The organism is Thermodesulfovibrio sp. (assembly GCF_049969575.1).
GTDB lineage: Bacteria > Nitrospirota > Thermodesulfovibrionia > Thermodesulfovibrionales > Thermodesulfovibrionaceae > Thermodesulfovibrio > Thermodesulfovibrio obliviosus.
Genome location: NZ_JBMFOO010000028.1, coordinates 13,682 through 23,675, shown reverse-complemented (window position 1 = coordinate 23,675; position 9,994 = coordinate 13,682). Strand labels below are relative to the sequence as shown.

Below are 9,994 nucleotides of genomic sequence, written 5' to 3'. Positions count from 1 at the left end.
ATTGCTCTTTAAATCTTTTTGCTTTAAACCATTCGTTAGGTGTTAATACCACTTCACCTTCATCCCGTCTTGCTTTTACTTCTATATACCTTGTCTGTCCGTTGCCCCTGCCTGCGCCAAGGCTTTGGCAGGCAGGCTTTGACCTAATATCAAAGCCAAGGTTCTCCTTTGAAACATCCTCAGGCTGTCTGCCCTGAGATAGTTCATATTCCATTGCTATTTTCATTCCGATTTTTTCAATCTCTTCATCAGAAACCATTTCTGCTTTTGCAGGTTTTACATATATTGCTCCAACAAACCTTGGCATAGATACCACAAGATTGGTTTCCTGTTCTATGCTTTTATGAAGATTCTTCAGTGCCTGTTCATAATGCTTTTTTCTTTCTTCTTTATTTCTTATGACAACATCAACTTTTTCCCCTCTATCCTGTCTTTCATAAAGTTCTACGAGATCTGCATCAAGCTCGTTTATGAGATATTGAAGAGATGTAACTCCATATTTATTTTTTATATCAGCCTGCCTCTGTCTTTCCTTAAGGATTTCTTCCTTGTAGGATTTAAGGGCTTCATAGGCAAAGTCTTTGAGCTGGTCTTTTTTATTATTGAGTATTTCAAATTGATTGTTTGCTTTTGCCGGGACAAGATCCCATATAATTGATGGATTAAGCTCTTTTATTTGTTTTCCATCATCATATAAAGCTATTAATTTTTTCCCTGCTACATCACGCTTACCATCTTTTATTTCTCCTTCGTAAAAATATACATAACCGTTAAGCCTTCCTTCAGGGTCTTCAAAAACAGCTCCCTGATGAAGACTTCCAAGATACTCTTTTTTAACCCACTCAAGCAATGCTTCAAAAAGAGGATGTCCAAAAGAAACAAATTCAACTTCAGGATTTTTAAAGGCTATGTCCTTGTCAAAAGTTATCTTTGGATAGGAAGACATTATTAATCCAAATTTATTTTTAAAATTAGTATCACTGGCAATCTGTTTTATCTCATAAGGAATAAGCTCTATACTTAAAAATCCGTCTTTTCGTTTTTTATATTTTCCACCAGCTTTTTCAAAAGCTTTCTTAAAATATTCCTCCACATACTCAGGTATGAGCCTCAGCTCTTTTGCTTTCTCTGCCATTTCTTTAATTCTTGTGTAGTCAATGTGTCTGGTTGCAAGGCTTTCACCAAGCACTTCCTTAATCTCTCTTATGTAATTTTCATCTATCTTGATGTCAATTTCTTTTATGATCTCATCTATTGTTTTTGCCTGAGTTATTGCATCAACTATAAGTTGATAAAGATTTTTTCCGTAAAATACATCACCAATTATGTCAAACACTTTATCTGTGCCAAGAGCTTCTTTTATTTCATCAAGTTTATCAAAGAGTTTTGAGAAAACCTCTCCTTCACGAGTATCTTCAGCAACAAGATTAAACATAAACACGTCCTTGTTCTGTCCGTATCTATGAATTCTTCCTATTCTCTGCTCAAGTCTGTTTGGATTCCATGGAATATCATAATTAATCATTATGTGACAGAATTGAAGATTTATACCCTCACCTGCTGCTTCTGTAGCAACCATCACCTCTGTCTGATTTTTAAATATCTTTTCAGCTTCAATCCTTTGCTCAAGAGCCATTCCACCATGAATAAAGTTGACAGAGTAGCCCCAGGATTTTATCTTTTCATAAAGGTAATCCATTGTGTCTTTAGATTCAGTAAAAATGATAATCTTTTTGTTTCCATTGATTTCCTCTATTTTCTTGAAACCTTCTTTTATTGCCTCTCTGAGTTGTTTTAGCTTGACTTCCTCTTCATTCCTTATAAGTTCTTCTGATAGGTTTATCAACTCATTTAAGGTTTGAATCTCCATCTTTAATTCTTCTCTGTTTTTAGCAACACTCAGGGTTTCCCAGTTGTTTTCTTCTTGCCATCTTTCTGCTTCTTCGTAGTCTTCATAGTCTTCATATTTGTCCATATTTATAAAAACAACCTCTGGCTTAATATCAGACAATTGCTCAAGCTTTTGTTTTCTTCTTCTTAAAGAACAGTTGAGAGCATAGATGCTTGATGCAAGCCTTCTCTGTAAAATAACAAGAGCAAATGCGACATTTTTTCTCTTGTCTGACTGTATTGCCTTGTTGTATTGCGATAAAACATATTCAGAAACCTTATTGTAAAGAATCTTTTCTCTCTCAGATAGTCTGAATTTAAGTGTTTTTGCATAACGGTTAGTGAAAAGAGGTTTACCTTCAAAATCTCTAAGGTCTTCTTTAAGCCTTCTTATAAACAGAGGATTTTCGCTTTTTTGTATTGATTCCTGAACCATCTCTGTGGTAGCAAAAAATCCAGGTTCTAAAAGGTCAAGCAAAAGTCTATAGTTTTCAGGATCGCCCTTGTGAGGTGTAGCTGTTAAAAATAGAAAATGTTTTGTATTTTTTGATAAAACTTCACCTACTTTATATCTATGTGTTTTTGATACTCGGTTTGCATAACTGTATGCAGCCATTTTATGAGCTTCATCAGCAATCACTAAATCCCAGTGAATAGTAGTTAGAGTTTTTAAAATATCTTCCTGTCTTAAAAAATCAATTGAAGTTATAATCTGATTTTCTCTTTCCCATATATTTTCTCCATAATGGGCATCCATTACCTGACGAGTTACCACTGTAAAGGTCTCTTGAAATTTTTCTTTAAGCTCTCGCCTCCACTGATCTTTAAGATGTCCGGGCACTACAATAAGTATGCGATTGATTATTCCTCTTAGTTTAAGTTCTTTAACAATCAATCCTGCCATTATGGTTTTACCCGCACCAGGGTCATCAGCTATTAAAAACCTTATCTTTGGTAATTTGAGCACATAACCATAAACAGCCTCTATTTGAAAAGGAAGAGGATCAATTTTGGAGATATTCATTGCTAAAAAAGGGTCAAAAAGCGAAGCATAACAAAAACGCAAATACTCAATAGCCAGGAATACTTCCTCAGCATTACCTGTAAAGGTAAGTAAAAAATCTTTAGTTTTTATCTTTTTCACTTCATCATAAGGGATTATATCATCTACATGAGAGCGTGAATAAAGAGTAGAACCAATTATGTTAAGACCATTGCTTCTTTCTTCAATCTTTTTAATTTCAACAGGTTCTGGCCAAAAGGGTGCTTCAACTATTGAACCTTCTTTTAACATTATGAAAATGTTATCAAATCGAGGGAATTTTTTCAATGAAAAAAGTAGTGGGGCAACTTGAAATTACCCCACTACTTTTGAAATATTATTTTCGGCCAGAAACTAATTCCTCTACAACAGAAGGATCTGCAAGAGTGGATGTATCGCCAAGCTCTTCAATTGAACCTGAGGCTATTTTCCTTAAGATTCTTCTCATAATTTTACCACTTCTTGTTTTTGGAAGTCCTCCTGCAAACTGGATTTTATCTGGTGTAGCAATGGGTCCTATCATCTGCCTTATATGAGAAATCAGTAATTTTTCCAAATCCTTTGATGGTTCATATCCTTCTTTTAAAACAACATAAACATAAATTCCTTCACCTTTTATTTCATGAGGGAATCCTACGACAGCAGCCTCTGCAACTGCAGGATGAGCAACCAGAGCAGATTCGACCTCTGCTGTTCCTATTCTGTGACCAGATACATTTATAACATCATCAATTCTTCCCATTAGCCAGTAATCTCCATCTTCATCAACTCTGGCTCCATCTCCTGTAAAGTATTTTCCTGGAAATCTTGAGAAATAAACTTCTTTGATTCTCTTATTTTCAGGATCTCCCCATGTTCCTCTAAGCATTCCTGGCCATGGTTTTTCAATTACAAGATATCCTCCTTCATTAACCCCTGCAGGAGAACCATCTTCCTTAAGCACTTTTGGAACAACTCCAAAAAATGGCCTTGTAGCTGAGCCAGGTTTAAGAGTCATTGCCCCAGGTAAAGGTGTAATCATAAATCCGCCTGTCTCAGTCTGCCACCATGTATCAACTATGGGGCAACGCTGTCTTCCCACATGGTTGTAATACCACATCCATGCCTCTGGATTAATTGGTTCTCCAACTGTTCCAAGGATTCTCAAACTTGAAAGATCATATTTATAGGGCCACTGCTGTCCTTCTCTCATGAGTGCTCTGATTGCTGTAGGTGCTGTATAAAATATGTTTACTCTATGTTTTTCAACAATTTCCCAAAATCTACCAGGATTTGGATATGTGGGAACACCTTCAAACATAAGAGATGTTGCTCCAGCACTCAATGGACCATAAACAATATAACTATGTCCTGTTACCCATCCAATGTCTGCTGTACAAAAAAATGTTTCTTCAGGTTTATAGTCAAAAACCCACTTGAAGGTGATATTTACATAAACTATGTATCCACCTGTAGTATGAAGAACTCCCTTTGGTTTTCCTGTTGAACCCGATGTGTAAAGTATAAAAAGAGGATCTTCCGCATCCATCACTTCTGGTTCACAATAATTGCTAATTTCAGGATCATTCATAAGGTCATGCCACCAGAAATCTCTTTGAGGGTCCATATCAACAAAATTTGGTGTTCTTTTAACAACTATGACTTTTTCTATAGATGGTGTTCCTTCCAATGCCTGATCAGTATTTGCTTTTAAGGGAACAATTCTTCCACCTCTTACTCCCTGATTCGCTGTTATTAAAATTTTTGCTCCGCAGTCATTGATTCTGTCTCTGAGAGACTGAGCTGAGAATCCTGCAAATACAACACTGTGAATTGCTCCAATCCTTGCGCAGGCAAGCATTGTAATTGGAAGCTCAGGTATCATGGGAAGATAAACAGCTACTCTGTCGCCCTTTTTTATCCCCAATTTTTTTAAAACATTGGCAAATCTGTTGACTTCTCTGTAAAGTTGCCAGTAGGTATAAGTCCTTACTTCTCCATCGTCTGCTTCCCATATGAGGGCTGCTTTGTTTCTTAAAGAATCAAGATTACGGTCAAGGCAGTTGTAAGATACATTGAGCTTTCCATTTATAAACCACTTTATATACGGCTTATTAAAATCGTAATCAAGGACTTTATCCCACTTTTTATACCATGAAATATTTTGCTCTGCTATCTCTGCCCAGAAACCTTCAGGATCTTCTACTGACCTTTTATATATTGCCTCATACTCAGCCATGCTTTTAATATAAGCTTTTTCTGAAATTTCTTTTGGTGGAGGAAATGTCCTCTGCTCTTTAAGTAATACATCAATCCCTTGTGTCATAGTTTTACCTCCCTTTTTTCTATTGATTTTAACATTTTATTCTGCTCCAACTCCAATGTAGGATCTAATTTTTTCAGATTCAAATTTTGCCTCAGCTTCTTTTTCTTGTGTTAAAAGAGATACTAAAATACCAATAGCAAAGGAAGCAAAGAAAGAAACTATCCCCGGATTTTTTAGTGGAAATATTGGCTGAGGATTTTTAAGAATATCAACCCATACAGTAGGGCTTAAAATGATTAAAACCACACTCAAAATCAACCCTGTATAAATGCTCCATACAGCTCCAGTGGTTGTAAACTTTCTCCAGAAAATTGACATTAGCAATGCTGGGAAATTTGCAGAAGCAGCTACAGCAAAGGCTAATCCTACCATGAAAGCTACATTCTGACCTTTGAATACTATACCGAGAATTATAGCAAGTACGCCAAGACATAAAGTAGCAATCTTAGCTGCTCTTACTTCTTGTTTTTCATCTGCCTTTCCTCTTTTAACAACACCAACATAAATGTCATGAGATACTGCTGAAGCACCTGCTAAGGTCAAACCAGCAACCACTGCAAGTATTGTTGCAAAAGCAACAGCAGCTAAAAATCCAAGGAAAATTTCTCCACCCAGTGCCTCTGCTAAAAGAGGAGCTGCCATGTTGCCACCTTTGTCAATTTTACTTATAATTTGTTGTCCTACTAATGCAGCTGCGCCAAAACCTATTGTAAATGTGAGGATATAAAAATATCCAATGAATCCTGTTGCGTAAAATACTGATTTTCTTGCCTCTTTAGCATCTGGAACAGTGTAAAATCTCATGAGTATATGAGGCAGCCCTGCAGTTCCAAACATCAAAGCAATTCCAAGAGATATTGCATCAATTGGATTTTTTATTAAGCCACCAGGCTGAACAAATTTATCTCCATACTTTGCTGTGACCGTTGAAAATAGTTCAACATAATTGAAACCAAACTTATAAAGAGTGAGCAAAACCAGCAAAGTAGCACCACCTAATAGTAAAAAAGCTTTTATAATCTGAACCCATGTAGTAGCAAGCATCCCACCAAAAAGAACATAGGCTATCATAAGACAACCTACAATTATTATGGCAACCTCGTAGGGTAGACCAAACATAAGCTTTATCAATGAGCCTGCACCAACCATTTGCGCAATGAGATAAAAAAGCACTGTTATTAAAGCTCCTGTTGCTGCTGCTGTTCTTATTGGTCTTTGCTTAAGTCTGTAAGCAACAACATCTGCAAAAGTATATTTACCGAGATTTCTTAATGGTTCTGCTATGAGGAACATAACAATTGGCCAGCCAACAAGCCAACCCACTGCATAAATTAATCCATCGTATCCTTTAAGGGAGACCAATCCAGCTATTCCAAGAAAGCTTGCAGCAGACATGTAGTCTCCAGCCAGAGCTAAACCATTTTGTAATCCTGTTATACTTCTTCCTGCTGCGTAAAATTCTGTTGTTGTTCTTGTTCTTTTTGCAGCCCAATAGGTAATGTAAAGGGTTATTGATACAAATAAAAGAAAGAAAAATATACCTGTTAAAGTTGGTTGTCCTAAAACTGTTTGCATTATTCACCTCCTAATTTTTCTTTAATTTCTGCTACTTTTTGATCATATTTCTTGTTTGACCATGCTACATAAATTCCTGTAAAAATCCACGAAATAACTATTACTCCGATTCCAATTGGAATACCCACAGTAACTGGTCCATAGATTTTCTGACCGAGGAACTCTTTGCTGTAAGCTATAAGCAGAACAAAACCAAAATAAACAACTAACTCAGCTATTGTAAGAATCAGAGAAATCGCATTTTTACTTCTTACAAGACTTTTGAATTCCGTTGAATTCAAAATTTTTTCATTCATCTTGAATCCCTCCTTCTTAAAATTGAAATGTTTGATTTTTATTAACTCCCATATATCCGGATATATTGGGATTGCCTATGTCCATAATTTCCTGGAGTGTATAAATCTTAATATTTCCAAGCAATGTTACAAGCTTTTGAAAAACTTGAGCAGTAATAAATGCGTCAGATAAAGCATCATGTAATTGTTTTGGTTCAATCCCGAGTGATAAAGCAACATCTTTTAATGAATTGTTTTTTAAAAAACTTTCAGGTAATAAACCCTTCTGAATAAGCCAACTATAAATGCAAAATGTATCTATCGCTACAGGCTCGTAGAGTTGTTTAAGATATTCGCGAATAGCTTTTTTTAAAAAAGCAATATCAATTGATACACAATGCCCTACAATTACTGAATTCTTTACAAAGGAAAGATATTCTCTTAATATCGGAGATATTTCTGGACAGACTTCCAGCTCTGTTGGTGTAATTTCATGAACCAATATACTGTCTTTTTTTACAAAACTCTCTGGTTTTATAGTTCTGTAAAATATCTCTCCTATTTTTATGGATTTACCTTTCATTTTTATACACCCTATTGCAATAATGGTATCTTTCATTTCACTAAGCCCTGTAAGCTCTGTATCAACAACTGTAAACTCTGTATCAGCAATTGATACTCCTTTGTATTCAGGAATTTTTCTCTTTTTCTTAAAAATTGAAAACATTTCAAATAATCATAAGCTTATATTTTTCAATTAAAATATCCTGCAGCCTTGATATAAGATGAAATGTATCTTTGAGCAACTTTTTTTCAAGATTGCTCAGTGTTTCCGGATTTATAAAATTATCTGGCATCTTTCCTTGAATTACCTGCTCATACTGATGCTTTATTCTTAAAAGCATCAGGAATTCAAATGCGTAAATTATTTCTTCTGCATAGTCTTTAACTACTGCGTGTTTATTTTTAAGTGCTTCAATTCTTTCTAAGGTAGAAGTCTCTCTTATGCCTTTTTCAAGGCTAAAAAGTCTAACAATATCAACAATTGGGGCAATGCCTTTTATTTTTATATTAAGCTTGTCTTTATGTTCTCCGCTTTTTTCAACTACAAAAGTTTTGAAAAATCCTAAGGGAGGCTTGTTTTTTACAGCAAGATTTGCAAGATAACCTAAAAAAACTCGCTGGTCTTTAACGATATTTAAAAGATAGTCCTTGAGAGATTCTTCAAGAGAAAAATCTCCATAAATAGCTCTAAAATCAAAAAATATATTGGAAAGAGTTATTGATTCTCCTTTTGGTGTGTATACCCACTGTGAAAAGTATTTTTTCCAGACTTTAATAGGCTGACACCATCTTGGATTGCTTGCCATAATGTCTCCTGGACATGCTGGAAATCCGCATTTAAGAAGATTTTCTTTAACATAGCTCGTAAATTCAAGAAAATATCTTCTTATTGATTCTTCCTGTCCTGCTGGTGGTTCTGCATAAATTAAAGCATTGTCCTGGTCAGTTTTGAAGGTCTGCTCTTTTCTTCCTTCAGACCCGAGAGCTATCCAGCAGTAAGGAATTGGAGCAGGTCCAAATTCTCTTTCAGCAAATTGAATTATTTTTCTAACTATTCTGTCATTAATTTCCGCAATGATTCTTGTAATATTGCTCGCTTTTGCTCCTTGCTGAAGTAAATTCCCAACAAGATTAGTAATTTGTTTTGAAGCATTAATAATTCCCTCAATATTTTGCTGCATCTCTATATCTCTTACTATTGTCACTGGAGAAAGACCTTGAAGCATCATGATGTCATGATTTGTAATTATTCCACTAACTTGACCATTTTTAATTACAAGAAGATGATGAATGTTATATTTGAGCATTCTGACAATTGCTTCAAAACAGTAATCCTTTGCATCAATTTTGATTATCGGAAAGCTCATTATGTTTTTAACAGGTTCATTAACATCTCTTGCAGCTGCAACTACCTTTCTTCTAAGGTCTTTGTCTGTTATTATTCCAACAGGAATTCCTTCAGAATTCATTATAATGAGAGAGCTTATTCTATTTTCACACATTATCCCAGCAGCTTCTCTTATTGGAGTATGCTCTGGTATGGAAATAACATTTTTGGATGCGATTTCTTCAACACTGGTAGTAAAAAGAAGCTTATCAACTGTGCCTGTTAAAGCTCGTTTTGAAGTTTCTTCAGCATATTTTTTATCAAGATATATATTCATAAAAGACTTCAGATAAAAATCTCTTACTTCAGGATATTTGTTTATGAGATTCAGAATCGTATCTTTCGGAATTAGATAACAAATTGTATCATCTATAGCAACAACATTGGCTCGGGATTTGTCTCCACTTATTAAAGATACAAAGCCGAATGAATCACCTTCACTTCGAAAATCAATTGTTACTTCTTCTGCATTAGCTCGTCTGTAAACTTTTACTCCACCTTTTTTTATAATGTAAAGAAATTCGCTCGGTGAACCATCTTGAATGAGTATATAGGTGCCCTTTGGATAGTACTCCATAGAGGTTTTAACTGCTACAGAGTTTATAATCTCTGTATCTAAAAACTCAAAGGGTGGAACATTTTTAAGAAATTCTATTGTATCTTCTATTATTTTGACCATCATTTTGTAATAAATGCAAAAAAAATGCCAAATTTAAAAAACTTTAAAATTCAGAGAGTTACAAAAAGACACCTTTTAAAAGGTTACGAAAAGTTACATTATAAAGTGTAGAAAAGTTACATTTTTCTTACTGTCATTCCAAGCAATTTTTTCTAAAAAGAGTTCAAATGTTCAAGATAGTTCAAGGGTTCAAATGTGAAAATTACCTTGAAGTTTTTAACGAAGCAGTATAAAATTTAGCATAGGCTTTTTAAAGCCTCAGCAAAAATTTTAAAAG

6 protein-coding genes are annotated in these 9,994 nt (G+C 34.9%); all 6 read right to left on the bottom strand.

What is annotated here, in order from left to right; genetic code table 11:
• Positions 1 to 3,184, bottom strand: a 3,184-nt coding sequence (locus tag ACP5O9_RS07280) for a helicase-related protein (protein WP_428723732.1), incomplete at its 3' end; no start/stop codon positions are given.
• An 85-nt stretch (positions 3,185 to 3,269) separates the two neighbouring features.
• Positions 3,270 to 5,237, bottom strand: coding sequence for an acetate--CoA ligase (acs, locus tag ACP5O9_RS07275; protein WP_424905142.1), 1,968 nt, complete (start codon positions 5,235 to 5,237; stop codon positions 3,270 to 3,272).
• Between the two features lie 36 nt (positions 5,238 to 5,273).
• Entirely contained in the window at positions 5,274 to 6,812 is a 1,539-nt protein-coding gene (gene actP / locus ACP5O9_RS07270; protein ID WP_428723731.1) for a cation/acetate symporter ActP, read from the bottom strand.
• Complete coding sequence (locus tag ACP5O9_RS07265; protein WP_353686350.1) at positions 6,812 to 7,108, bottom strand: DUF485 domain-containing protein; 297 nt, start codon at positions 7,106 to 7,108, stop codon at positions 6,812 to 6,814. The genes actP and ACP5O9_RS07265 overlap by 1 nt, the downstream gene beginning before the upstream one ends.
• A gap of 16 nt (positions 7,109 to 7,124) precedes the next feature.
• A complete protein-coding gene (locus tag ACP5O9_RS07260) occupies positions 7,125 to 7,814 on the bottom strand; it encodes a 3'-5' exonuclease (RefSeq protein ID WP_428723730.1) in 690 nt (229 codons plus the stop codon).
• A 1-nt stretch (position 7,815) separates the two neighbouring features.
• The gene (locus tag ACP5O9_RS07255) at positions 7,816 to 9,720 is read right to left on the bottom strand and encodes a DUF294 nucleotidyltransferase-like domain-containing protein (RefSeq protein WP_353686348.1); all 1,905 of its coding nucleotides are present in this window, start codon (positions 9,718 to 9,720) and stop codon (positions 7,816 to 7,818) included.
• Between the last annotated feature and the right edge of the window lie 274 nt (positions 9,721 to 9,994).